We start from the raw sequence: 23,388 nt of genomic DNA, 5'->3' as shown, positions 1-23,388 counted from the left end.
GAGAACGGACATGACCACCGCACCGCCGAGGTTCGAGCTCGCCCACCTCGCCCACGCCGAACTGCTCACCCCGGACCTGGAGGGCAGCCTGTGGTTCTTCACCGAGCTGCTGGGCATGCGCGAGACCGCCCGCCACCAGGACTCGGTCTACCTGCGCTGCTACGAGGACCCGTACCACCACAGCCTCAAGCTGACCGCCGCCGACCACGCAGGACCGGGCACGCTGGGCTGGCGCACCACCTCCGCCGACGCGCTCGAGCGGCGGGCCGCGGCGCTGGATGCGGCCGGTCTGGGGCGGGGCTGGACGACGGGTGACATCGGCGTCGGGCGCACCTTCGCCTTCGACACCCCGGACGGGCACGCGATGGAGCTCGTGTGGGACGTCGAGAAGTACGTCGCACCGCCGGAGCTGCGGAGCCCGATCCTGACGCGCCGCTCCCGGCGCCCGCTGCAGGGACTGCCCCCGCGCCGGATGGACCACGTCAACCTCATGGCCTCCGACGTCACGGCACAGAAGGAACTCCTCGAACAGACCCTCGGGTTCGAGACCCGCGAACGCGTCATCGACGCCGCCGGCGGCGGCACCGAGATCGGGGCGTGGATGAGCGTCAACAACCTGGGCCACGAGATGGCGGTGATGCTGGACCAGACCGGGTCGCGCGGGCGGCTGCACCACCTGGCGTTCTGGTACGGCGTGCCCCAGCACAACACCGACGCCGCCGAGCTGTGCCGCGAGTACGGCATCCAGATCGAGGCCGGGCCCGACGTCCACGGCATCACCCAGGGCGCGTTCCTCTACGTGTTCGAGCCCGGGGGCAACCGCATCGAGCTGTTCGGCAACTCCGGGATCCTGCAGTTCGAGCCCGACCACGAGACCGTCACCTGGGACCTCGGCGACTTCGACACCGCCCTTGCCATCGGCGGCGCGACGCTCCCGGTCGAGACCTACTTCGTGTACGGCACCCCGGTGAACGCGGGCCAGGAGAAGCTGGTCCGATCCGTCCCGAGCCGCTAGCTCCACCGGGACAGCTGGGTACACCGCCCGCACGGACGACAGGCCACGGGGGTCCGTGTCCTGTCGTCCGTGCGTCGGGGGTGGCACCGGCGTGGTGCCGGGCGGAACTCAGCTGGCGTTGACCTTGGGCATGATCTCCTCGGTGATCCGCTTGAGGTCATCCATGGTCTTGGAGGTGGGGACGTCGCGGAACGGCGGCCAGATCAGCGGCATCGTCATCCCGGCCTCCTTGTAGGCCTTGAGCCGGTCCTCGATCTGCTGGGCGGTGCCCGCCAGCAGGTTGGTGACCTTGCCGTTGTCGGACTGGTCCAGCGGCTCGTCGGTGATGACGGTCCAGATCATGCTGCACATCTGGAAGTCCGCGGGGAACTCGCGCCCGAGCTCGTTGAGCTCGCGCTCCATCTCGCCCTTCCAGCGCCTGATGTCCTCGGGGGAGTCCTGGATGCCGATCCAGCCGTTGAGGCCGTACTTCGCGATGCGCTTGGCCGACCGCTTCGGGTCCTTGAGGCCGGAGAAGTAGATCGGCAGGGGGTCCTGGAGCGGCTTGTGGCCGAACCCGGAGAGCTCGAAGTCGGCGAACTCGCTGTGGTGCTCGTACAGGTCGTTGTTCCAGATGCCCTGCATGATCTCGAGCGTGTCGCGCACGTGGGCGTGCCGGCGCGGGAACAGGTGCGCCACGCTGGCCGCGGCGAACTCCTCGGGCATCCAGCCGGAGCCGACGCCGACGTTGAGCCGGCCGCCCGAGAGGTGGTCGACGGTGGCCAGCTCCGTGGCGAGGACCGCGGGCCCGCGGAACGGGGTGTTGGTGATGCTCATGCCGATGCGCAGCTTCGTGGTCTTCGCGGCCAGCCACGGGATCAGCGGCCAGCCCTGGAACCACTTGCCCCGCGAGATGACCGGCAGGCCGTTGGGCAGGCCGTCCATCATGCCGAACGGGTACTCCATCTCGGCGCGGTCGGACTTCTCCGGGACGATGACGCGGTCGAGTGTCCAGACGGAGTCGAAGTCGAGGTCCTCGGCGAGCGCCGTGAGGTCCTCGAGCTCCTTGACGGTCACCTCGTCTCGGAAGTTCGGGAGGTAGAGGGCGAGCTTCATGCGATCGGACTCCTCGGGGTCTCGTCGTCGAGCGGTCCCGGCTCCGGTAGCGCCGGTGGGTTTGCCCGTAGTGTTTCGGGGCCACATCAACCCGACCTCACGCGGATCTCAACGGATGATCAACGACCCCGTCCGCCGGTACCCCGGGCGGCGGCACCGGCCTATGTTCCAGGGATGGACCCCGTCCTCTGGAGCCCACGCCCCGACCGCATCGAGCACTCGGCGCTGCGCGCCCACCTGGACTGGCTGGAGGAGCGCGAGGGCCGCCCGTTCCCCGACCACGACGCCTTCCACGCGTGGTCGATCGAGGACGTGGACCGGTTCTGGGTCGCCGTCGTCGAGTACTTCGAGGTCGAGTTCTCCGCGCCCTGGACGCAGGTGCGCACGGCCGAGGAGATGCCGCGCACCCGCTGGTTCACCGGCGCGCGGCTGAACTGGGCGCAGCGCGCGCTGAGCACCGGGGCCGACGACGCCCCGGCCCTGGTGTGCGTCCAGGAGGGCGGCGGGGCCGCCCGCGAGATCACCTTCGCCGAGCTGCGCCGCTCCGTCGCGGCCGTCGCGGGCTGGCTGCGCCGCGCGGGGGTGCGTCCCGGCGACCGGGTCGGGGCCTACCTGCCCAACACCGAGCACGCCGTGATCGGGGCGCTCGCCGCCGCGGCGGTCGGCGCGGTGTGGGCGTGCTGCTCCCCGGACTTCGGCGCCGACGGCACCATCGGCCGGCTCGCGCAGCTCGAGCCGACCGTGCTGATCGCGGCCGACGGCTACCACTGGAACGGCAAGGAGATCGACCGCGGCGACGTCGTCGCGCAGCTGCGCGAGAACCTCCCGACGCTGCGCCACGTCGTGCACGTGCCGTACGTGTTCGACCGCCCGGACCCCGAGGGCTCGACGCCCTGGTCGGAGCTGCTCGCCGTCGACGAGGCGCCGCAGTTCGAGCAGGTCGAGTTCTCCCACCCGCTGTGGGTGCTGTTCACCTCCGGCACCACCGGGCTGCCCAAGGGCCTCGTGCACGGGCACGGCGGCATCACCTGCGAGGGCCTGAAGTGGGCCGGGCTCTACGCCGGGATGCGGCCCGGCGAGCGGATGTTCGCCTTCACCTCCACCGGCTGGGCGCTGTGGAACATGCAGGTCAACACGCTCATGCACGGGGCGGCGATCGTGCTGTACGAGGGCAGCCCCGGACACCCGGCGGGCGCGGTGTGGGAGGTCGCGGCCCGCACCCGGGCGGACGTCATGCTGCTGGGGGCGGCGGTGATCACCGCGTCGGCGAACACCGGCGTCTCCCCGCGGCGGGACCACGACCTGAGCCGGCTGCGGCACGTGATGGTCAGCGGCTCGGCGCTGCCCCCGGCCGGGTACCACTGGGTGCTCGAGCACGTGAGCCCCGACCTGCGCATCGACTCCACCAGCGGCGGCACCGACATCTCCGGCGCGTTCGTCGGGGCCAACGAGTACACCCCGGTGCGGGCGGGCCGCATCGGCGGCAGCCTCGCGGGCGTCGACTGCGCGGCATGGGACGAGGACGGCCGGCCGGTCGTCGACGAGGTCGGGGACCTCGTGATCACCCAGCCGATGCCGTCGATGCCGGTGCAGCTGTGGAACGACCCCGACTTCACCCGGTACACCGAGTCCTACTTCGACACCTGGCCCGGCGTGTGGCGGCACGGCGACTGGGTGACGATGCACGCCGACGGCAGCGTCTCCATCCACGGCCGCTCGGACTCCACGCTCAACCGGCAGGGCGTGCGGCTGGGCAGCAGCGACTTCTACGACGTGCTCGAGACGATGCCGGAGATCGCCGAGACGCTGGTGGTGGGCGTCGACCTCCCCGACGACGGCTACTGGCTGGGGCTGTTCGTCGTCCCCGCCGACGGGCACGTCCTCGACGACGACCTGAGGAAGACGATCGTCACCACGCTGCGGACCCGGCTGACCGCCCGGCACGTCCCGGACGAGATCGTGCAGGCGCCCGCGGTGCCGCACACCCTGAGCGGGAAGCGGCTCGAGGTGCCGATCAAGAAGCTGCTCTCCGGGCGGCCGCTGGAGAAGGCGGCGAACATCGCCTCCGTCGACGACCCGGACGCGCTGCGCTGGTACGCGCGGTTCGCGCAGGAGAGGAACGGGGACGCGTGAGGCTCGGCGCGACGCTCGCCAACCTGGCCCCCGGCCCGCCCCCGCCCACCGCGGAGTGGGCGAAGCGGCTCGTCGGCGCCGGGTTCGAGAGCCTGTGGATCCACCAGGTGATCGGCCGCGGGTACCTCGTCCCCGACCCGTTCGTCACCCTGGCGGTGGCCGCCACGGCCACCGAGGGCGTCGAGGTCGGCACGGCCACCGTGCAGATCCCGCTGCACCACCCCGCCGACCTCGCGCACAAGGTCCTCTCGCTGATGGCGGTGTGCGGCGACCGGCTGACCCTCGGCGTCAGCCCCGGGTCGACGGAGGTCGACTTCGCCACCCTGGACCGCGACCACGCCGCGCGGTTCCGCACCTTCCGGGAGAACCTGCCGCGGGTCCGCGAGCTGATCACCCGCGGCCGCGACGCCCACGCGGACCTCGGGCCCGCCCCGACCCGGGTCCCGCCCCTGCTGCTCGGTTCGTGGGGGAAGAACGTGGAGCGGGCCGCGCGCGAGTTCGACGGCTGGCTCGCCTCGGGCTACCGCACCACCCCCGACCAGATCATCGCCGCCCACGAGCGGTTCCGGGCCGCCGGGGGAGGGCGGGCGATCGTGTGCGCGGTCCCGGTCGACTCGGACGCCGACCTCGGCCCCACCGGCGAGGCGCTGCACCGCTACGCGGAGGCCGGCTTCGACGACGTCGTGGTGGTGATCGCGCCGGGAGGCCCGGACCCCGAACGGGTCCGGGCGCTGCTCGACCGCTGAGCCGGGCGGCCTCGCTCACCGGCCCTTCACGGGTGGACGCTCATGATGAGCGGAATGCCCGATGTCCGAGGTTCGCGATGACCGGCCCGATCGACCGGGTGCTCCGCACCGGGCTGCACCACCGGATGCCGCGTCCCGCGGCGGTCGTCCGGGTGGTCGCGGGGATCCTGTTCGTGGTGTTCGGCGTCCCGAAGTTCACCGACCACGCCCGCTGGGTGGCCGACTTCGGCACCTACGGCCTGCCCGAGTCGAGCCTGCTCGTGTACGGGACCGGGCTGGTCGAGGTGCTCGGCGGGCTGGCCCTCGTGGCCGGGATCGGCGTCCGGGTGGTCGCGGCGGTGCTGGCCCTGGTCATGGCCGGGGCGGTGATCGGCGGCGGGATCGTCGGGGGCAACCCCGCCTCGCTGACGCTGGCCCCGCTCCTGCTGGTCGCGGCGCTGTTCGTGCTGTGGTCCGCGGGCTCCGCCACCGGACCCGAGCGGCGGCGTGGCCGGCGGTAGCTGCCGCCCGCCCGTCGAGCAGCGCGAGGTCGTCGTCGTCGGGTCGGGGTTCGGCGGGCTCGCCGCGCTGATCCGGCTGCGGGAGCAGGGCCACGACGTCCTGGCGATCGAGCAGGCCGACGCGATCGGCGGGACCTGGCGCGACAACTCCTACCCCGGGGCGGGCTGCGACGTCCCGTCGGCGCTGTACTCCTACTCGTTCGCGCCCAACCCCGACTGGAGCGCCCGCTACGCCGGGCAGCCGGAGATCCTCGACTACCTGCGCCGCACCGCGGACCGCCACGCCGCGACCCGCAGCATCCGCTTCGGGACCCGGCTGCTGCGCGGGGACTGGGACGAGCACACCCGGCGGTGGCGGCTGGAGACCTCGACCGGACCGATCTCGGCGCGCTGGCTCGTCGCCGCGGGCGGGACGCTGCACGAGCCGGCCTGGCCCGACCTCCCCGGCCTCGACACGTTCCGGGGCGCGGTGTTCCACAGTTCGCGCTGGGACCACGGCCGCGACCTGCGCGGCCGCCGGGTGGCCGTCGTCGGGAGCGGGGCGTCGGCGCTGCAGTTCGTCCCGCGGATCGCCCCGCAGGTCCGTCGCCTGGTGCTGCTGCAGCGCAGCGCCCAGTGGGTGCTGCCGCGGTTCGACCGGTCCGTCACCCGCGTCGAGCGCCGGCTGTACCGGCGGTTCCCGACGGCCCAGCGGGCGGTGCGGCTGGGCGTCTACCTCGCGGCCGAGGCGGTCGCGCTCGGGGTCCGGCACCGGTGGCTGCGCCCGCCGCTGACCTGGCTGGCCCGGCACAACCTGCGGCGCTCGGTCGCCGACCCGGCCCTGCGGGCCCGGCTGCTGCCCGCGGAGGACATCGGCTGCCGGCGGCTCCTGCGGTCCAACACCTGGTACCCCACGCTGGTCCGGCCGAACGTCGCGGTCGCGGGGGACGTCCGCGAGGTCCGGCCGGGATCGGTCGTCGACGGCGACGGCCACGAGCACCCGGTCGACACCCTGATCCTCGCCACCGGGTTCCACGCCGCCGAGCCGCCGGTCTTCCGGCTGCTGCACGGGGCCGACGGCACGTCGCTGGCCGAGCGCTTCGCGGCCACCGGCGCGCGGGCGCACCTGGGCACGACCGTGGCGGGCACGCCCAACCTGTTCCTGCTGGCCGGGCCCAACTCGAACGTCCAGACCTCGTCGGTGACGGTGCTGGAGGCGCAGGTCGACCACGTCGCCGCTGCGCTCGCGGCCGCCCGTGACCGCGGCGCCGACCGGGTCGAGGTGCGCCCGGAGGTGGCGCGCGACGGGGAGCACGAGGTCCGGCGGCGGCTCGTCGACACGGTGTGGGCGACGGGCTGCCGGGCCTGGTACCTCGACCGCCGCGGCCGCAACACCACCAACTGGCCGGGGACGACCACCGAGCTGCGGCGCCGGCTGCGGCGGTTCGACGTCGCGAGCTACCTCTACGGTCGCGGCGCGGTCGAGCCCACCGGGCTCGCGCGGTGCTCGACCGTCGTGACGAACGGCGACGTCGTCGCCCGCAGGAGCGCGCCGTAGGCGACGCCGAAGTCCATCTCGTCGCCGACGGAGACGGCGTGGTCGCCCAGGTCGACGACCAGGTGGTCGCTGCTCATCCCGAGGACGGTGACGCCCGCGGGCGGCCGCAGGCCGTCGAGCGCCACGTCCTGGTGGCCCAGCGCCAGCACGGCCTGGCGCACGGTGCCGCGGCCGGTGCGGACCGGGGCCTCGCCGAAGGCGGCCTGGGCCCGGTCCCCCCAGGGGCGGGCCGGTTTCACCGCGACCTCGATGACCTCGGCGGTCAGGGTGAACGCGTCGGTGTGCAGGCCGGGGATCGGCGTCCGGTGCAGCGGGTCGACACCGAGCAGGACGGCCTCACCGAGCCGCAGGTCGTCGACGCGGCCGACGTCGTCGCTGGTGAGGGCCCAGCCGATGTTCGCGGAGTTGCCCCCGGAGACGGTGCCGAGCGGGATCCCGTGCCGCGCCTCGGCGGCGTCGACGAGGCGGGAGAGGACGCCCATGTTGCGGTCGTCGGGCACGATCCCGTTCTGGCAGGCGAGGTTGCCGCCGAGCTCGACGAGCCGCAGCGACGGGTGCCCCAGCACCGCCCGGACCGCCGCGGGCGCGTCGTCGACCGCGATGCCCTCGCGCAGGTCACCGAGCTCGATCATGAGGATGACGCCGTGCGTCCGGCCCCGCAGGGACGCCGCCCGGTCGAGCGCGGCCAGCACGACGGCCTCGGTGTTCAGGCTGACGTCGGCGACCACGACGACCCGCCCCACCTGGCTGAGCATGGGGGAGCGGATCAGCGTGCGCACCGCGCCCAGCCCGGCCAGCCGGTCGAGGTTCGGGACCCGGGAGTCGCCGAGCCCGCCGGCCCCGCCGCGCAGCATCGCCGCGGCGACCCCGGGCGAGCCCAGCACGGCCTTGGTGACACCGGTGACCCGGATGCCCACCGGGGCGAGCCGGTCGACCAGCACCCGCGTGTTCTGCTCGATCTTGTCCAGATCCACCCCGATCCGGGGAGCGGTCACACGGAGGTCGTGGTGTCGGCCGTCGCCGCGAGGGCGGGGAAGGCCGCCAGCACCATGTCGACCAGCTCCGACGCCGGGCGCGTCAGCGGGTCGGTGACCGGGAGCCCGAGGCGGCTGCGGTGGTCCGCGATCGCGTCGGCCAGCTCGGCCGCGGTCATCCCCTCGTGGTTGATCGTGACCCCGATGACGCGGGTGGCGGCGAACGCCTCGATCAGCGCGATCTCGCTCGCCGCCGTCGGCATCGGCATCATCGGGAAGTCGCCGAGCACCCGGCGCTTCGGCGCGTGCTGGACGATCACGGCGTCCGGGCGGCTGCCGCGCAGGATGTGCGCGGACGTCAGGTAGGCGGGGTGGCTCAGCGCGCCCTGGCCCTCGACGACGATCACGTCCGGGTCCTCGCCCTCGAACGCGGCGACGACCTGGTGCTCGACCTCGCCCGAGCAGAACTGGGGCACCAGCGCGTCCAGCGCGACGCCGTACTTCCCGCCCTGGATCAGGGTGGTCTGGCCGGTGCCGACCATGACCGCCCGGATGCCGCGTGCGGTGAGCGCCTGCACCAGGAGGGTGGCGGTGGTGCGCTTCCCGATCGCGCCGTCGGTGCCGAGGACCGCGATCCGCGGGCACGTCACGTCGAAGATCCGGCCGGAGAACAGGTGCAGGTCGCGCTTGGCCTTCGGCCTGCGGACGTCGGTGATGGTGACGCCGGCGATCACCGCGGCCGCCACGAACTCGGCGTCGTCGTTGAGGAACTCGTGCAGGCCGTTGACGATGTGCATCCCGCGGGCGATGCCGTCGAGCAGCACGATCCGCTGCTCGTCCGACAGCAGGCCGTCGGCCGGGGCCAGGCCGCAGATCAGGTGGTCGGGCACCCGTCCGGCGTGCGCGACGGACTCGGCGAGCGAGGCCAGCACCGGGATGCCGTTCGCCGTGCCGTCGAGGAACTGCCCGGAGTCGACGCCGGCCCGGACGCTGTCGATGACGCTGAGGACCTCGTACTTCTCCGAGTGCCGGACCAGCCCGTTGGCGGTCTTGCCGTCCTGCTCGCCGAACTGGCCCTCGCAGTAGACGACGGCGGTGGAGCCGGTGGGCGGCGCGAACGGGACCGCAGGGCGGGAGAGCGACGACATGGACATCCTCTGAGACGTCTCAGAGGAGGCGACGGTTCGTGGTCGGGCCGACGGCCCAACGACCAGCGATCGGTCTGCCCTGAGGGTTGGCGAAGTTACCAACGCGTTAAGTCTAGCCGGTCGGATCGACGTCGGGAGCCACTCGGCACGCGGACCGGACGGTGAGCCACGGCGTCGCGGGGAGCGGGTCACCTCGACGACCGGTGTCCCGCAGAGCGCCGTGCGTCGGTTCCCGGTCGTCCGGGGTCCACCGGCTCCGCCCGGCGTGACCGGTCGGGACGGTGGTCCGGGCGATCCCGGGCGGGCCGCACGTCGGAGCCGGGGCCGATCAGTGCCACGAACAGCAACCGCGTGAGCCGGACCCGGGCGGCGGAGGGCCGCTCAGGGGACATCGGGGTGGCCCGTCGTCGGCGGTGGCCTCGGGATCGGCCCACCACCGATCGTCGTCCGCACGACGTGGCCGGACAACCGGCCTGGGTCGGGGCGCCGACCCCGACCTGGGCCCACCGCCGAACGGGCGCACCCCGGCGACCGGCGGACCGCTACGCCTGCGCGGGGACGACCTTGCCCGGGTTGAGGATCCCGTGCGGGTCGAGCGCCCGCCGCACGGCGCGGTGCATCGCGGTGACGGCCGGGTCGAGCTCGGCCTCCAGCCCCTCGCGCTTGAGCAGGCCCACGCCGTGCTCGCCGGTCACGGTCCCGCCGAGGTCCAGCGCCGCGGTGATGATCTCCGCGAACGCCTGCTGCGCCCGCTCGCGGGCCGCCTCGTCGCCGGGCGGGGTGAGCAGCAGCGGGTGCAGGTTGCCGTCCCCCGCGTGGGCGATGGTGGCCACCCGGACGTCGCAGCGCCGCCCGATCTCCTCGATCCGCCCGAGCATCGCGGGGACGGCGCCCACCGGGACGCAGACGTCCTCGGTGAGCACCGGGCCGAGGCGTTCGAGCGCGGGGTAGGCGAGGCGGCGCGCGGCGAACAGCGCGTCGGCCTCCTCCCGGTCGCCGGAGCGGGCCGCCCAGCTCGCGCCGGCCCCCTCGAACGCGGCGAGCACCGCGTCGGCCTCGGCGTCCCCGGCCGACCCCGGGGCGTCGACGCGGGCCAGCAGGATCGCGACGGCGTCGGCGCGCAGGCCCATGTTCTTCCACGCGTCCACCGCGGCGAGGCACTGCTCGTCGAGCAGCTCCAGCGCGGAGGGGACCACCCCCGCCGCGGCGACGGCCGCGACGGCCTCGCCCGCGGCCACCAGCGAGTCGAAGTAGCCGACGACCGTCTGCTCGACGGGACGGGCCGGGCGCAGCCGGACGGTGACCTCGGTGACGATGCCGAGGGTGCCCTCGGACCCGACGAGCAGGCCGACCAGGTCGTAGCCCGCGACGCCCTTGGCGGTGCGCCGCCCGACCCGCACGAGCTCGCCGGTGCCGGTGACGACCTGCAGCTCGAGCACGTAGTCGCGGGTCACGCCGTACTTCACGCAGCAGACGCCCCCCGCGTTGGTGGCCACGTTGCCGCCGATCGTCGACCATGGTGAGCTGGCCGGGTCCGGCGGGTACCACAGGCCGACCTCGGCGACGGCCGAGCGCAGGTCGTCGTTGACCACGCCCGGCTGCACGACCGCGTAGCGCTCGAGGGTGTTCACCTCGATCACCGCGTCCATCCGCTCCAGGCTGAGGACCACGCCGCCCTCGACGGCGTTGGCGCCGCCGGACAGCCCGGTGCCCGCCCCGCGGGCCACGACGGGCGCGCCGTGGGACACGCAGAGCCGCACCACGTCGCGGACCTGCTCGGCGGTGGTCGGCCGCACCACCGCGACGGGGAGGGCGGACGGCGCCCACTCGGCCTCGTCGTGCCGGTAGGCCTCCCGCGACTCGGGGGCGGTGAGGACCGTGCCCTCGGGGAGCAGCATCACCAGGGCGGCGCGCAGCGCGTCCGCGTCGCGGAGCAGGAGGGGTCGCTCGTCGAGGGCGGTCATCGGACGGACCTGATCGGCAGGACGGCGATCGCGCCGACGAGGACGAACACGATCCCGGAGACGAACACCGCCGGGTAGCCGCCGGTGACGCTCACCAGCCCGGCCGCGATCGACGGGCTGAGCGCCTGCGGCAGCGTGGTGGCCAGGCCGAGCACGGCCAGGTCGCGACCCGCGGTGCTCTGCTCGCCGGCGAGCCTGGCGGGCAGCACCTCGGTCATCAGGGCGAGGTCGATCGAGATGTAGGTGCCGAAGCCGAGGCCGAGCAGGAAGCTGTAGACCAGCACGCCGGTCACGGTCGGCACGAACAGCGGGATGGCCAGGGCGAGGGCCATGACCACCGACGACCACACGATGAACGGCTTGCGCCGGCCGACCCTGTCGGAGAGCTTGCCGCTGGCGAGCGCGGAGATCAGGACGCCGACGAGCAGCACGATGCCGACCTGGGCGGCGACGGCGGTCGACTCGGCGTCGGACAGGCCCACGTAGTCGCGCAGGATGTAGAGGCCGTAGGTCTGGGCGCCGTAGAAGCCGATCACCATGAGGAAACGCGACCCGAAGGCCCAGGCGAAGTCGGGGTGGCGGCGCGGCGAGACCCAGAAGCCCGTGAGGAACGCGGCGAGCGAGAACGGGGCCCGCGGGGCGTCGACGACGGTCAGGCTGGAGGAGTCGCGGTTCGTCACGACGAAGGTGCCGACGACCACGACCATGAGGGCGGCCAGCACGAGGTAGGGGAGCGCGCCCTGCGCGGCGAGGGAGCCCGCGACGATCGCGCCGACCGCGTTGCCGATCGTGATGCCGAGACCGACCATGCCGGAGACGCCGCCGCGGCGGGCGGGCGGGAAGCGGTCGGGGACGAGCGCGGTGGCCGCCGCCTGCAGGGCGTTCACGCCGAGCTGCACGGCCAGCCACACGATCGCGACGGTGACGACCGAGCCCGCCATCGGCAGCCCGACCATGAAGCCGGCGGCCACGAGCCCGCCGCCGACCATCCACGGGGTCCGGCGGCCGAACCGCGAGCGCGTGGCGTCGGAGAGGGCCCCGGCGATGGGCTGGGCGAAGACGTTGGCGAGGAACGCGACGGTGGAGACGATCGCGAGGTTGCCGACCTTGTTGGCCTCGTCGATGCGGCTGACCAGGTCGGGGATCAGGATGCCGAGGCCGCCGGAGTTGATGGCGAGGATGGACACGTAGACCATCAGCAGCCCGAACGACAGGCCGCGCAGGCCGGACGGCTTCGCCCCTCCGTCAGGAGGTGTCGGGACGGCGGTGGGCGACGGCATCGCTCGGGTCATGGGGTTCTCCTGGCGTGAGTCGGCGGCTCTGCCGCTCGGTGGGGTCGCATCAGGGTCCGGCGCGGACACCCCGCCCGACAACGGACGGATCCTCTGTCACAGCCGGGGATCGGTGGGAGGATCCTCCACATGACGGCGGAGTCCGACTGGGTGCAGCTGCTGGCGGGGCAGGCGCCGCTCGACGCCCTGGAGGCCCACCGGCGCGCGCTCGTCGCCGCGGGGACGCCCCCCGAGCGGGCCGACGCACAGGCCCGCGCGGCGCTGGAGGTGGCCGCTCTGCTCGCCGAGCGCCGCCAGCGGGCGGTCGAGCTCGCGGCGCTCAACGACGTGGCGGAGCGCCTCGCCGTGGTGCTCGACCCGGAGGACCTCCTGCGGGAGGTCGTGGCGCAGGCGCGGCGGCTGCTCGGCGTCGACCTCACCTACCTCGCCCTGGTCGAGGGCGACGACCGGGCGATGCGGATCGTGGTGGCCGACGGCGCCCGCAGCCCGCGGCTGGTGGGGGTGCGCCTGCCCTCGGGCGGCGGCCTGATCGGGCGGGTGGTCGACTCGGGCGAGGCGATGTGGACGCGCGACTACCGCACCGAGACCCGCATCGAGCACGCGGAGACGGCCGACCGGGCCGCGGACGCCGAGGGGCTGCGCGGCCTGCTCGGCGTCCCGCTGGCCGTCCGCGGCCGGGTGCTGGGCGCGCTGCTGGCGGCGAAGCGCCGGGAGCGGGTGTTCGACGACGACGAGGTGCGGCTGCTGCAGGGCCTGGCCGCGCACGCCGCCGTCGCGATCGACAACGCGCGGTCGCGTCAGCGGCTGGCCGAGTCGGAGGCGGCGCTGCAGCGCACCCTGGCGCTGGACGCCGAGCTCACCGCGGCCGTCCTCGAGGGCGGCGACCTCGACTCGCTGCTGGAGCGGGTGCGGGCGATGACGCCGACCCCGCTGCAGTGGCTCGACCCGGACGACGCGCGGCGTCCGCGCGAGGGCGCCGCGCGTCCCGTCGTGGCCGCGGGCGACCTGCTCGGGGCCCTCGCCGTCGACGACCCCGACCCGGACCCCGACGTCGTGCTCCTGATGGAGCGGGCGGCGCCGGTGCTGGCGCTCACCCTGACCGGTCGCCGGGCCGCGGAGCGCGCCGACCGCCTCGGGCGCGACATCGCGACCGTCGACCTGCTCACCCGGGCCGAACCGGATCCCGCGGCCGAGCGGCGCAGGCTGCGCGGCGCCGGCCTCGACCCGCGCCGCGAGCACCTGGTGCTGGTGGCCGACGGCGATCCCGAGGCGGCGCGCCGGTGGGCGGCCGGGCTACCGGGCGCCGTCGCCGCGCTGCGGGGCCGGATGGTGATGGTGCTGCCGGACGGGGTGGATCTCCACGAGACCTGGACCCGTCCGGGAGCGCCGACGGCCGGGCTGGCCGGGCCGGTGCCCGCCTCCGAGCTGCGCCGGGCCTACGCCGACGCCGGGCGCACCGCGAGGGCGCTCACCGCGCTGGGTCGCGACGGCGAGCTGGCCCGCGCGGGCGACCTCGGCGTGTTCGCCGTGCTGCTCAGCCACAGCGGGCGCCGGGACCTCGCCGAGCAGGTGCGGCGCGAGCTCGGCCGGGTGCTCGCGGAGGAGCAGGTGCGGCAGGTGCCGCTGGTCGACACGCTGCGCACCTACCTCGAGCACGGGCGGCGCCCGACCCCGTCGGCCGCCGCGCTCGGCATCCACGTCAACACGCTCTACCAGCGGCTCGCGACGATCGACCGCCTGCTGGGGGACGGCTGGCAGAAGCGGGCCCTCGACCTGCACGTGCTGCTCGTCCTGCACGCGGCGTCGGGCCGGCTCGACGGCTGACGGGTCAGCGCAGGCCCCGCAGGAACTCCAGCAGCGCCCGGTCGAACGCCGCGGGCTGCTCCATGTTCACCGCGTGGCCGGCCCGGGGGATCGTGACGGCGCGACCGTGGGGGGACAGCGCCGCGGACGCGTCGGCGTGGGAGGCGGGCCACAGCTCGCTCTCGGCCCCGGCGACGAAGAGGACGGGCACGTCCACCGCGCGCACGGTGTCGCGCCAGTCGGCGGCACCGTGGTCGTCGAGGAGCACGTGGTCGGCCGGGGACAGCGTGCGCCGCGCGCCCCGCATCGCGCGGAGCAGCCGGACCAGGCGCAGGCCCCGGCGCCACAGGGGGGTGCCGTGCCCGGTGTCCGGGATGCCGTCGGCGAAGAAGCCCGCCCGGTTGGCCTCGGTGTAGCCGTAGAACCCGTGCGGCCAGTCGTCGGTGTTGACCATCTTCGGGGTCTGGTCGGCGACCGCGATGCCGGCCAGCCACCCGGTGCCGTGGGCGGCCACGTGCGCCCAGATCGTGTTGCCGCCCATCGAGCCGCCGACGAGCACGGCGTCGTGCAGGTCCAGGTGCTCGAGCAGCGCGTGCAGGTGGTCGGCGCGCCCGCGCATGGTGCTGCCGTCCGGCGTCGGGCCGGCCGTGCCGTGGCCGGGCAGGTCGGCCGTGACCACCCGGTGGTCCGCCCGCACGAGCGCGGGCACCTGGTGGAGCCACGAGGTCGCCGGCGCCCCGAACCCGGCGAGCAGCACCACCGCACGGCCGGCGCCGGAGCGGTGGTGCTCGGTGTAGTCGATGCGCGCACCGTCGGGCGCCGTCGTGGAGCGGGTCGTGGCTGGCATGGACCCTTCTACCACTCGCGACCGCCCCGTCCGGAACCGACGCCTTGACCCACTTCCTCGGCGCCCTCTACCCTGCGGTGCAATCGTTTCTACCCGGCTGTGCGAGCACGTTCCCGCCGAGCGAACCCGGACGAACCTTCCCTGACGTGGGCGCGGACGAGCTCCGGACACGGCTGCGTCAGTGATCTCCCGGCAGCAGTGAGGATGAGGATGACGAACGCGGATCGTTTCTACATCGACGGCGAGTGGGTCGACCCGTCGGCCTCGGCGTCGTCGACGGACGTCCTGGACCCCGCCACCGAGACGGCGATCGCCACGGTGGCCCTGGGTGGCGCCGAGGACGTCGACCGGGCGGTGGCGGCGGCTCGTGCGGCCTTCGCGTCCTTCTCGCAGACGACCGTCGCGGAGCGGGTGCAGCTGCTCGAGCGGATCGTCGAGGTGTACCGGTCGCGGTCGCAGGACATCGCCGACGCCCTGACGGCCGAGATGGGCGCGCCCGCCTCCCTCGCCGGCACGGCCCAGGTGGGCGCCGGGCTCGGCCAGTTCACCTTCGCGATCGACGCACTGAAGAACTTCGCGTTCGAGGAGCAGCGGGGCGGCACCCAGGTCCGCTACGAGCCGATCGGGGTCTGCGGCCTGATCACGCCGTGGAACTGGCCGCCGCTGCTGATCGCGGCGAAGGTGGCCCCTGCGCTCGCCGCGGGGTGCACGATGGTGCTCAAGCCCTCCGAGCTCGCCCCGTTCAACGCGGTGGTCATCGCCGAGGTCCTGCACGAGGCCGGCGTCCCGGCCGGGGTGTTCAACCTCGTCCACGGCGACGGCCCCACGGCCGGGAGCGCGCTCACCTCCCACCCCGACGTCGACATGGTCTCCTTCACCGGGTCCACGCGCGCCGGCGTCGAGGTGGCCAGGAGCGCCGCCCCGACGGTGAAGCGGGTGGCCCAGGAGCTGGGCGGCAAGTCGGCGAACATCATGCTCGACGACGCCGACTTCGCCTCCGTCGTCCCGCGCGACCTCGCCGACGTGTACGCGAACTCCGGGCAGTCCTGCAACGCGGGTGCCCGGTGGCTGGTCCCCGAGACCAAGCTGGAGGAGGTGCTCGCGCACGCCCGGACGGCGGCCGAGGCGGTCGTCGTGGGGCACCCGGAGCAGGAGGGCGTGCAGATCGGGCCGCTCGTGTCCCGGGCCGCCTACGACAAGGTGCAGCGCCTGATCCGCGGCGCGGTGGACGCCGGCGCGACGGTCGTGGCCGGGGGACTCGGCCGTCCCGCCGGGCTGGACGTCGGCTACTTCGTGCGTCCGACCGTCCTCGCGAACGTCACCAACGACATGGAGATCGCGCAGGAGGAGATCTTCGGACCGGTCGTCACGGTGACGACCTACACCGACGTGGACGACGCGATCCGCCTCGCCAACGACACCGTGTACGGCCTGGCGGGGTTCGTCTCGTCCGCCGACCTGGAGCGGGCCCGCGCGGTGGCGCGCCGCATGCGGACGGGGATGGTCCACGTCAACGGGGCCGGGCTCGACTTCGCCGGCGCGTTCGGTGGCTACAAGCAGTCCGGAAACGGCCGGGAGTACTCGGACTTCGGCCTGCGCGAGTTCCTGGAGACCAAGTCGGTCTTCGGCTACGCCGGCGCCTGAGCCGCCCGGCGGGCGGTGGGCGCCCCTCGCACCCACCGCCGGCCGGCCCGTGCCTAGGTGTACTGATCGGAGACGTTGGTCGAGGTCGTGTGACGACACGGTCTGACTGATCTTGATAGGTGAGGACCCCCTGGGGTGGTGTGGAGCTGTCTGACGGCACCCACACCACGACCCAGGAGGTCCTCACCGTGCACGCTAACGCCGCGCTGACCCCGACCGCACGACTACGGCTGGGGAAGCTGGTCGTCGAGCAGGACTGGCCCGTCGCCCGGGCTGCGGAACGGTTCCAGGTGTCCTGGCCGACGGCGAAACGCTGGGCCGACCGGTACGCCTGCGAGGGCGAGGCCGGCATGCAAGACCGGTCCTCCCGCCCGCACCACTCACCCTGCGCGACGCCGGCCCCGGCGGTGCGCAAGGTCGTGCACCTGCGCTGGAAGCAACGCCTGGGGCCGGTCGGAATCGCCGCGATCCTGGGGCTGTCGACCTCCACGGTGCACCGCATCCTGACCTCGTGCCGGATCAACCGGCTCTCCCACCTGGACCGGGCCACCGGGGAACCTGTGCGCCGCTACGAACATCCCCACCCCGGCGACCTGGCCCACGTGGATGTGAAGAAGCTGGGCAACATCCCCGACGGCGGCGGATGGCGCTTCGTCGGACGCGCCCAAGGCAAGCGTCATCGGGCCGCGACCCCGGGCAAGCCGCGCAACCGTCACCACCATCCCAAGATGGGCACCGGCTACCTGCACACCGTCCTGGACGACCACTCCCGCGTCGCTTACACCGAGATGTGCGACGACGAAACCGCCGCCACCGCGGTCGCCGTGCTGCACCGGGCAGTGGCCTGGTTCGCCGCCCGCCACGTCACCGTCCGGGCGGTCCTGACCGACAACGGCGCCTGCTACCGCTCACACCTGTGGCGCGAGGCCTGCGCCGAGCTTGAGATCCGCCACCGCCGCACCCGCCCCTACCGCCCGCAGACCAACGGCAAGGTCGAACGGTTCCATCGGACCCTGGTCGAGGGATGGGCGTTCCGCCGGCTCTACGCCAGCGAAACCCACCGCCGCAAAGCCCTACCGGGCTGGATTCACGAGTACAACCATCACCGACCCCACACCGCCTGCGGCGGACACCCACCGATCACCAGATTGACTAACCTGTCCGATCAGTACAACTAGGGCTCGGGCAGCGCGGGCGGGGCCGTCCGGTAGCGCACCGGGGTCCTCGACAGCGTGATCGGGTTGCGGGTCAGGCCGATCGAGGTCCCGTCGGCGCGCGGCAGCCGCACGACGGGGTCGAGCCCGAGGGACTCGGCGAGCGCGAAGGCGCCGGCGACGTCGTTCACGACGCCGGCGGGGACCCCGACGCGGGTCAGGCGCTCCACCCACTCCGCCGCAGGCCTCCGGCTCAGCCGCTCCTCCAGCACCTGCCGGAGCAGGTCGCGGTGGCCGACGCGGTCCGCGTTGGTGGCGAAGCGGGCGTCGCCCGCGACCTCGGGCAGGTCGAGCACGGCGCAGAGGACCCGGAACTGGCGGTCGGTGCCGACGGCCAGGACGAGGTCGCGGTCCGAGCAGGGGAACAGCTCGTACGGGGCGATGCTCGGGTGCCGGTTGCCGAGCCGGCGGGGGACCACCCCGCCCGCGGTGTACGCGGAGCCCTGGTTGACCAGCGCCGCGAGGAGGCTCGACAGCAGGTCGACCTCGATCCGCTGGCCGTGTCCGGTGGACTCGCGGTGCCGCAGCGCGGCGAGGATGCCGACCGAGGCGAACAGCCCGGCGAGGACGTCGACCAGCGCCACCCCGACCTTCTGGGGCTCGCCGTCCGGCTCGCCGGTGATGCTCATCAGGCCGCCGACGGCCTGGACCAGCAGGTCGTACCCCGGCATCCCGGCGCCCGCGCCCGCGCCGAAGCCGGTGACCGAGCAGTAGACCAGCCGCGGGTTCGCGGCGCAGAGCTCGGCCGGGCCGAGTCCCAGCCGCTCCATGACCCCCGGCCGGAAGTTCTCCACCAGGACGTCCGCGCGCGCCGCGGCGGCCTGCGCGGCGGCCAGGCCCGCGGGCGAGGACAGGTCGAGTGCGCTGGTCGCCTTGTTGCGGTTGACCGCCTGGAAGTAGGTGGCCTGCCCCGCGTCGTCGTACGGCGGACCCCACGCCCTCGTGTCGTCCCCGCCGCCGGGTCGCTCGACCTTGGTGACGGTGGCGCCGAGGTCGGCGAGCAGCATGGTCGCAAAGGGCCCCGCCAGTACCCGGGAGAAGTCGAGCACCTCCAGCCCGTCGAGCGCCGTCGGCTCGGACACCGCCACCGCACCTCCTGAAGCATAGAAAGCTTTCTACGAAACGTAGGACGGGCGACGCGGAGCGTCAAGCCCGCAGTTCCGGGGCACGAGCAGGGGCTCGACGGAACTGGCCGCCGGGAAAGCCTTGACCTCGGGCCAGTGGGTCGCGCTACGCTAGAAACGAATCAACATGATGCGTCGTTCGCGAACGTGCACGGCGGTCAGGCCGGTGCGAAAGGTTTCTCGCACGGTACCCGAGTCGGACAATCTGAGAGGAGGCCGTTGCCGTGACGGAGTACGACCCCGATGCCCGCAACGCGCGTCGTTACCCGCGGGTCATCGTGCCCGAGGAGATCGACAAGATGCCGGTGCTGACGTTCAACACCGGCATCGTGACCAACATCTTCCTGTCGCGGGAGCGCGACGACGCCCGCTACTTCCGGCACGGCTACTGCTACGGCGAGCCCGACCACCTGCCCTACCACTGGGACCAGAAGGACTTCGACGAGACGCACTACGTGCTCGAGGGGAAGATCCACCTGGTCGTCGAGGACGCGGCCGGACGCACGGTCGTGCTCGAGGCCGCCGCGGGGGAGCACATCTACCTGCCGGCCGGCTACAAGTACACGCTCGAGAACACCGGGGTCACCTGGAAGTTCCTCTGGACCTCCGGCCCGTCGCCCAAGGTCGGCGTCGCCGACGCGCCCGACTACAGCCGCGAACTGAAGGCGCTGCGCGCCGCGGAGGGGAACTGACCATGGCCGTCACCGCGAGCACCTGGCAGCCCCTGCGGGGCGACAAGCGCTGGGCCTACCTGTCCCGGGCGAAGACCATCCGCGTGGCGACGGCCGATGAGGACGGATCGATCTACCTCTCGCCGCTCTGGCTGGTGGTGCGCGACAAGAAGATCTACATCCCCATCGACGCCGCGTCCCGGCACGGCGACAACTTCCGGGCGGGACGCGCGCTGTCCGCACTGGTCGACCAGGGGGACGAGTACGCGACGGTGTCCGGTGTCCGGATCGTCGGCAGCATGCGGCGGGTCGAGGACGCGGCGCTGGCCGCCGAGCTGGCCGAGCTCGTGTTCGACAAGTACTTCCACGTCGGGCACCCGTTCGCCGAGCAGTACCTCGAGTTCGGCGACGTCGCCGGCCGGACCTACTACGAGCTGGTGCCGGACAAGATGATCGGGTGGGACATGCGCGAGCTCAGCGTCCTGCCCATGCCGGAGTCGCGCGTGCTCCCGGCCCACGTCGAGGACCGCATCCTGTGAGCGCCGGGGTCGCGCCGGGCCGCCCGCCGCGGGTGCTGTTCGCCGGTGAGTCGTGGATGAAGCACACCATCCACATGAAGGGCTTCGACCAGTTCCACACCACGGAGTACGAGGAGGGCGCCGGCGAGTTCCTGGCCGCTCTCGACCGCGAGGGCTTCCCGGTCACCTACATCCGGGGGCACGAGATCTCCTCGAGGTTCCCCCGGACCATGACCGAGCTCGACGAGTTCGACGTCGTGGTGCTCTCCGACATCGGGTCCAACTCGTTCCTGCTGCCCGACGAGACGTTCCTGCGGTCGGAGCGCAGCCCCAACCGGCTCGCCCTGCTGCGGGACTGGACGCGGGCGGGCGGGGGACTGGTCATGATCGGTGGCTACATGTCCTTCACCGGCATCGACGGCAAGGCGCGGTTCGGCATGACCCCGCTGGCCGACGTGCTGCCCGTCGCGATGCTGGACCACGACGACCGGATCGAGGAGTCCGAGGGCATCAAGGCGGACTTCGACCGACCGACGCACGAGGTGCTCGGTGGTACCCCTGCGGAGTGGCCGTCGTTGCTGGGGTACAACCGGGTGATCGCCAAGCCGGAGGCGACGACCGTCGCACGGGCCGGTGACGACCCGCTGCTGGTTGTCGGACAGGCGGGTGAGGGCCGGTCCGTGGCCTTCACCTCCGATCTGGCTCCGCACTGGGCGCCACCCGAGTTCGTGGGGTGGCCGCACTACCAGCAGTTCTGGGCGTCCGTCCTGCGGTGGGCGGCTCGCGCCAGCTCGTAGAGAGGTCCCGACCGTGGTTGCACGCCGTCGTCCCACCATGAAGGACGTCGCAGAACGCGCGAACGTCTCGGTCAGCACGGTCAGCTACGTGCTGAACGACAGCGGCCCCGTGGCGCAGGACAGGAGGAACCGCGTCCTGGACGCGATCCGCCTCCTCGACTACTCGCCGAACGAGTCGGCGCGGAGCCTCAAGCGCCGCTCGGCCTCGACGATCGCCATGGTCGTCCCCGATCTGACCAACCAGTTCTTCGCGATGGTCACCGAGGGGGTGCAGCGCGCGGCGTCGGCGGTCAACGTCCTGGTCGTGCTCGTGGTACCGGACGCGATCGAGCTGCCGGAGGAGAACTACGCGAGGCTGCTGCGCAGCCAGCGGGTCGACGGGGTGATCTACCTGTCGGGGACGGGGTCGATGCCCGAGTCCATCTACGACCTCGCGAAGTCCGGGCCGGTCGTCCTCGTCGACGAGCAGATCCCTGGCCGGGACCTCCCGGCGATCGTGTGCGACTCCCGGCGCGGCGCGCGCGAGGTCGCGACGCACGTGCTGAACCACGGGCACCGCCGCATCGCGGTGATCGGCGGGCCGCCTGCGCTGTGGACCGCGCAGCAGCGACTCGCCGGGTACCGGGAGGCGATCGCCGGTGCCGGCATCGACCCCGACTCCGTCCCGGTCCACGCGGGGGACTACCGGCAGGAGTCGGGCCGGGCCGCGGCCGAGCAGATCCTCGCGGGCCCGGCGGCCGAGCGGCCCACCGCACTGCTGTGCGCCAACGACCTGATGGCCATCGGCGCCATCGACTGCCTCCGCAGCAGCGGGTTGACGGTGCCCGACGACATGAGCGTGGTGGGCTTCGACGACCTGCCCATCTCGGCGCTGCTCACCCCCCGCCTCACCAGCGTGCGCCAGCCGGCCCACGACATGGGGTACCGCGCCGCGAACGTGCTGTTCGACCTGCTGGAGGGCAACGATGTCGACACCAGTGACACACTCCCCGCCGTCGTCAAGATCCGCGACAGCGTCGGGCCGCCGCGCGGGTGAGGACGCGCCGGTGAGCGGGATCGACGTCGTGGTCGTCGGCGCGGTCAACGTGGACATGGTGGTGAACGCCCCGCGCCTGCCCGCGCCGGGCGAGACCGTCGTCGGCCCTGGCGTCGAGCGGTACGGCGGCGGGAAGGGTGCGAACGCCGCGGTCGCGGCGGCCCGCGCGGGTGGTGCCGTCGTCCTCGTCGGCGCCGTCGGCGACGACGACATCGGGCGGCAGGCCCTCCGCGACCTGCAGGACGACGGGGTCGACACCGGCGGGGTCGAGGTCAGCGCGTCGGCGCCGACCGGGGTGGCGCTGATCGTGGTCGGGCCCGGGGGCGAGAACCAGATCGCGGTCGGCGCCGGCGCGAACGACGACGTGAGCGCGGAGGCGGTCGTGGCCCGGCTCGGCCGGCTGCTGCCCGGGGCGGGCTGCGTCCTCGTCAGCACGGAGGTCCCGGCTGCCGCCGTCGCGGCCGCCGTGCGCGCCGCCCGGGCCGCCGGCGTGCGGTGCGTCCTCAACCCCGCGCCGGTGCTGCCCGTCGTCGCCGACCTGCTCGGGCTCGGCCCGATCCTGACGCCCAACGCGGGCGAGTGCCTCGCACTCGCCGAGCTGGCCGGTGTCGCCCGGCCGGGGGCCGCGACGGGGGAGCCGCCCGGCGCGCCCCCGTCGGCGTCGGTCCGGGACGCCGCACTGGCCCTGGCGGAGCTGACCGGTGCGGACGTGGCGGTCACCCTCGGGGCCGACGGGGTCCTCCTCGTCGAGCCCACGGGAGCCGTCACCCACGTGCCGCCCCGACCGGCCACCGTCCGGGACACGACGGGGGCGGGGGACACCTTCAACGGCGTGCTCGCCCTCGAGCTGGCCCGGGGCGGGCCCCTCGCCGACGCCGTCCGGCTGGCCAACGTCGCGGCGTCGCTCTCGGTCGGCGGCGACGGCGCCCGGGGCGGCATGCCCACCGCCGACGAGCTGGCCGCGGAGGTCTCCGCCCGGGCCCGGTAGCGGGCGACCCATCCTGGGTAGAATCGTTTACTGCTTCCGGCGGGACTACGCGCCGAGTCGTGCTCCGAGGGAGCGACGCGTCCCGCCCCGGACCTCGCGGGTCGCGAGCGGCGTACGGGTTCTGGCTGTGGTGATGCCGGCCGCCGGCGACCGCGGCGCGCCCCGGGCCGGCGCCCCGACCTGGGGCGGGGCCGAAACTCGGCGCCGAGATGAGTTGACGGTCACACTAGAAACGTTAATATGGTGTTGCCGAACGAGCCGATCCCTGGTGATGGGCCAGCACGTACGCAAGGCTGCTCGAAGGCGTAGAACCGTGGTTCCGCGCATCCCAAGTCTGTCGTG

General features: G+C 73.6%; 20 protein-coding genes. 13 read left to right on the top strand and 7 right to left on the bottom strand.

The genetic code is table 11. The features are described 5' to 3' along the window. Positions 1 to 10 precede the first annotated feature (10 nt). Positions 11 to 1,015: a VOC family protein gene (locus H6H00_RS00740; RefSeq protein ID WP_185719474.1), complete on the top strand. Its 1,005-nt coding sequence runs from the start codon at positions 11 to 13 to the stop codon at positions 1,013 to 1,015. Positions 1,016 to 1,123: 108 nt separating this feature from the next. On the opposite strand, the gene H6H00_RS00735 is transcribed toward H6H00_RS00740, so the two are convergent. Then, entirely contained in the window at positions 1,124 to 2,110 is a 987-nt protein-coding gene (locus H6H00_RS00735; protein WP_185719473.1) for an LLM class flavin-dependent oxidoreductase, read from the bottom strand. A gap of 174 nt (positions 2,111 to 2,284) precedes the next feature. Between H6H00_RS00735 and H6H00_RS00730 the strand changes: the two genes are divergently transcribed. The 4 genes from H6H00_RS00730 (at position 2,285) to H6H00_RS00715 (ending at position 7,026) form a co-directional block, all read left to right on the top strand. Beyond that, on the top strand, positions 2,285 to 4,243 hold the full coding sequence (locus H6H00_RS00730) for an acetoacetate--CoA ligase (protein ID WP_185719472.1): 1,959 nt from the start codon (positions 2,285 to 2,287) through the stop codon (positions 4,241 to 4,243). Continuing rightward, complete coding sequence (locus tag H6H00_RS00725) at positions 4,240 to 4,989, top strand: LLM class flavin-dependent oxidoreductase (protein ID WP_185719471.1); 750 nt, start codon at positions 4,240 to 4,242, stop codon at positions 4,987 to 4,989. Before H6H00_RS00730 ends, H6H00_RS00725 begins: the two co-directional genes overlap by 4 nt. Before the next feature lie 77 nt (positions 4,990 to 5,066). After that, positions 5,067 to 5,489 (top strand): DoxX family protein, encoded by a 423-nt coding sequence (locus H6H00_RS00720; RefSeq protein WP_185719470.1) that lies wholly within the window; start codon positions 5,067 to 5,069, stop codon positions 5,487 to 5,489. Continuing rightward, the gene (locus tag H6H00_RS00715) at positions 5,476 to 7,026 is read left to right on the top strand and encodes a flavin-containing monooxygenase (protein WP_185719469.1); all 1,551 of its coding nucleotides are present in this window, start codon (positions 5,476 to 5,478) and stop codon (positions 7,024 to 7,026) included. Before H6H00_RS00720 ends, H6H00_RS00715 begins: the two co-directional genes overlap by 14 nt. Here the strand turns inward: H6H00_RS00715 and H6H00_RS00710 are convergent. The 4 genes from H6H00_RS00710 to H6H00_RS00695 all read right to left on the bottom strand — a co-directional run bounded on the left by H6H00_RS00710 (position 6,933) and on the right by H6H00_RS00695 (position 12,404). Then, entirely contained in the window at positions 6,933 to 8,021 is a 1,089-nt protein-coding gene (locus H6H00_RS00710; RefSeq protein ID WP_185719468.1) for an alanine/ornithine racemase family PLP-dependent enzyme, read from the bottom strand. The genes H6H00_RS00715 and H6H00_RS00710 overlap by 94 nt on opposite strands. Further along, a complete protein-coding gene (locus tag H6H00_RS00705) occupies positions 8,018 to 9,148 on the bottom strand; it encodes an N-acetyltransferase DgcN family protein (RefSeq protein WP_221775742.1) in 1,131 nt (376 codons plus the stop codon). Before H6H00_RS00705 ends, H6H00_RS00710 begins: the two co-directional genes overlap by 4 nt. Positions 9,149 to 9,690: 542 nt before the next feature. Continuing rightward, on the bottom strand, positions 9,691 to 11,112 hold the full coding sequence (locus tag H6H00_RS00700; protein ID WP_221775741.1) for an FAD-binding oxidoreductase: 1,422 nt from the start codon (positions 11,110 to 11,112) through the stop codon (positions 9,691 to 9,693). Next, the gene (locus tag H6H00_RS00695) at positions 11,109 to 12,404 is read right to left on the bottom strand and encodes an MFS transporter (RefSeq protein WP_185719466.1); all 1,296 of its coding nucleotides are present in this window, start codon (positions 12,402 to 12,404) and stop codon (positions 11,109 to 11,111) included. Before H6H00_RS00695 ends, H6H00_RS00700 begins: the two co-directional genes overlap by 4 nt. Before the next feature lie 129 nt (positions 12,405 to 12,533). Here H6H00_RS00695 and H6H00_RS00690 point away from each other — a divergent pair, with 129 nt between their 5' ends. Further along, positions 12,534 to 14,228, top strand: coding sequence for a helix-turn-helix domain-containing protein (locus H6H00_RS00690; RefSeq protein ID WP_185719465.1), 1,695 nt, complete (start codon positions 12,534 to 12,536; stop codon positions 14,226 to 14,228). A gap of 4 nt (positions 14,229 to 14,232) precedes the next feature. Here H6H00_RS00690 and H6H00_RS00685 read toward each other — a convergent pair whose 3' ends face one another. Continuing rightward, positions 14,233 to 15,054, bottom strand: a complete 822-nt coding sequence (locus H6H00_RS00685) for an alpha/beta fold hydrolase (protein ID WP_185719464.1) — start codon at positions 15,052 to 15,054, stop codon at positions 14,233 to 14,235. A gap of 204 nt (positions 15,055 to 15,258) precedes the next feature. Here H6H00_RS00685 and H6H00_RS00680 point away from each other — a divergent pair, with 204 nt between their 5' ends. Next, positions 15,259 to 16,698 carry an aldehyde dehydrogenase family protein gene (locus H6H00_RS00680; RefSeq protein ID WP_221775740.1) on the top strand — a complete coding sequence of 480 codons (1,440 nt, stop codon included), beginning with the start codon at positions 15,259 to 15,261 and terminating at the stop codon, positions 16,696 to 16,698. Between the two features lie 188 nt (positions 16,699 to 16,886). Continuing rightward, positions 16,887 to 17,876, top strand: coding sequence for an IS481 family transposase (locus tag H6H00_RS00675; protein ID WP_185722067.1), 990 nt, complete (start codon positions 16,887 to 16,889; stop codon positions 17,874 to 17,876). Here the strand turns inward: H6H00_RS00675 and H6H00_RS00670 are convergent. After that, positions 17,873 to 18,994 (bottom strand): CaiB/BaiF CoA transferase family protein, encoded by a 1,122-nt coding sequence (locus H6H00_RS00670; protein WP_185719463.1) that lies wholly within the window; start codon positions 18,992 to 18,994, stop codon positions 17,873 to 17,875. The two genes, H6H00_RS00675 and H6H00_RS00670, sit on opposite strands and share 4 nt — an antisense overlap. Positions 18,995 to 19,260: 266 nt before the next feature. Here H6H00_RS00670 and H6H00_RS00665 point away from each other — a divergent pair, with 266 nt between their 5' ends. The 5 genes from H6H00_RS00665 to H6H00_RS00645 are packed head-to-tail and all read left to right on the top strand — an operon-like array spanning position 19,261 to position 23,046. Continuing rightward, positions 19,261 to 19,728 carry a EutQ-related cupin domain-containing protein gene (locus tag H6H00_RS00665; RefSeq protein ID WP_185719462.1) on the top strand — a complete coding sequence of 156 codons (468 nt, stop codon included), beginning with the start codon at positions 19,261 to 19,263 and terminating at the stop codon, positions 19,726 to 19,728. Between the two features lie 2 nt (positions 19,729 to 19,730). Further along, positions 19,731 to 20,246 carry a pyridoxamine 5'-phosphate oxidase family protein gene (locus H6H00_RS00660; RefSeq protein WP_185719461.1) on the top strand — a complete coding sequence of 172 codons (516 nt, stop codon included), beginning with the start codon at positions 19,731 to 19,733 and terminating at the stop codon, positions 20,244 to 20,246. Continuing rightward, positions 20,243 to 21,022, top strand: coding sequence for a glutamine amidotransferase (locus H6H00_RS00655; protein ID WP_255425501.1), 780 nt, complete (start codon positions 20,243 to 20,245; stop codon positions 21,020 to 21,022). The genes H6H00_RS00660 and H6H00_RS00655 overlap by 4 nt, the downstream gene beginning before the upstream one ends. Positions 21,023 to 21,059: 37 nt before the next feature. Then, positions 21,060 to 22,058 carry a LacI family DNA-binding transcriptional regulator gene (locus H6H00_RS00650; protein ID WP_185719460.1) on the top strand — a complete coding sequence of 333 codons (999 nt, stop codon included), beginning with the start codon at positions 21,060 to 21,062 and terminating at the stop codon, positions 22,056 to 22,058. Positions 22,059 to 22,068: 10 nt separating this feature from the next. Continuing rightward, positions 22,069 to 23,046 carry a PfkB family carbohydrate kinase gene (locus tag H6H00_RS00645; RefSeq protein WP_255425500.1) on the top strand — a complete coding sequence of 326 codons (978 nt, stop codon included), beginning with the start codon at positions 22,069 to 22,071 and terminating at the stop codon, positions 23,044 to 23,046. Positions 23,047 to 23,388: the final 342 nt, after the last annotated feature.

This window comes from Pseudonocardia petroleophila (genome assembly GCF_014235185.1).
Taxonomy (GTDB): Bacteria; Actinomycetota; Actinomycetes; order Mycobacteriales; family Pseudonocardiaceae; genus Pseudonocardia; species Pseudonocardia petroleophila.
This window is presented reverse-complemented; position numbering and strand designations above follow the sequence as displayed.

What these genes read in the sequence shown, in the direction of transcription:
- H6H00_RS00705 (WP_221775742.1), bottom strand. Translation starts at nt 9,148, where the DNA reads ATGTCGTCGCTCTCCCGCCCTGCGGTCCCGTTCGCGCCGCCCACCGGC.
- H6H00_RS00740 (WP_185719474.1), top strand. Translation starts at nt 11, where the DNA reads ATGACCACCGCACCGCCGAGGTTCGAGCTCGCCCACCTCGCCCACGCC.
- H6H00_RS00730 (WP_185719472.1), top strand. Translation starts at nt 2,285, where the DNA reads ATGGACCCCGTCCTCTGGAGCCCACGCCCCGACCGCATCGAGCACTCG.
- H6H00_RS00685 (WP_185719464.1), bottom strand. Translation starts at nt 15,054, where the DNA reads ATGCCAGCCACGACCCGCTCCACGACGGCGCCCGACGGTGCGCGCATC.
- H6H00_RS00695 (WP_185719466.1), bottom strand. Translation starts at nt 12,404, where the DNA reads ATGACCCGAGCGATGCCGTCGCCCACCGCCGTCCCGACACCTCCTGAC.
- H6H00_RS00680 (WP_221775740.1), top strand. Translation starts at nt 15,259, where the DNA reads ATGAGGATGACGAACGCGGATCGTTTCTACATCGACGGCGAGTGGGTC.
- H6H00_RS00700 (WP_221775741.1), bottom strand. Translation starts at nt 11,112, where the DNA reads ATGACCGCCCTCGACGAGCGACCCCTCCTGCTCCGCGACGCGGACGCG.
- H6H00_RS00720 (WP_185719470.1), top strand. Translation starts at nt 5,067, where the DNA reads ATGACCGGCCCGATCGACCGGGTGCTCCGCACCGGGCTGCACCACCGG.
- H6H00_RS00690 (WP_185719465.1), top strand. Translation starts at nt 12,534, where the DNA reads ATGACGGCGGAGTCCGACTGGGTGCAGCTGCTGGCGGGGCAGGCGCCG.
- H6H00_RS00735 (WP_185719473.1), bottom strand. Translation starts at nt 2,110, where the DNA reads ATGAAGCTCGCCCTCTACCTCCCGAACTTCCGAGACGAGGTGACCGTC.
- H6H00_RS00660 (WP_185719461.1), top strand. Translation starts at nt 19,731, where the DNA reads ATGGCCGTCACCGCGAGCACCTGGCAGCCCCTGCGGGGCGACAAGCGC.
- H6H00_RS00650 (WP_185719460.1), top strand. Translation starts at nt 21,060, where the DNA reads ATGAAGGACGTCGCAGAACGCGCGAACGTCTCGGTCAGCACGGTCAGC.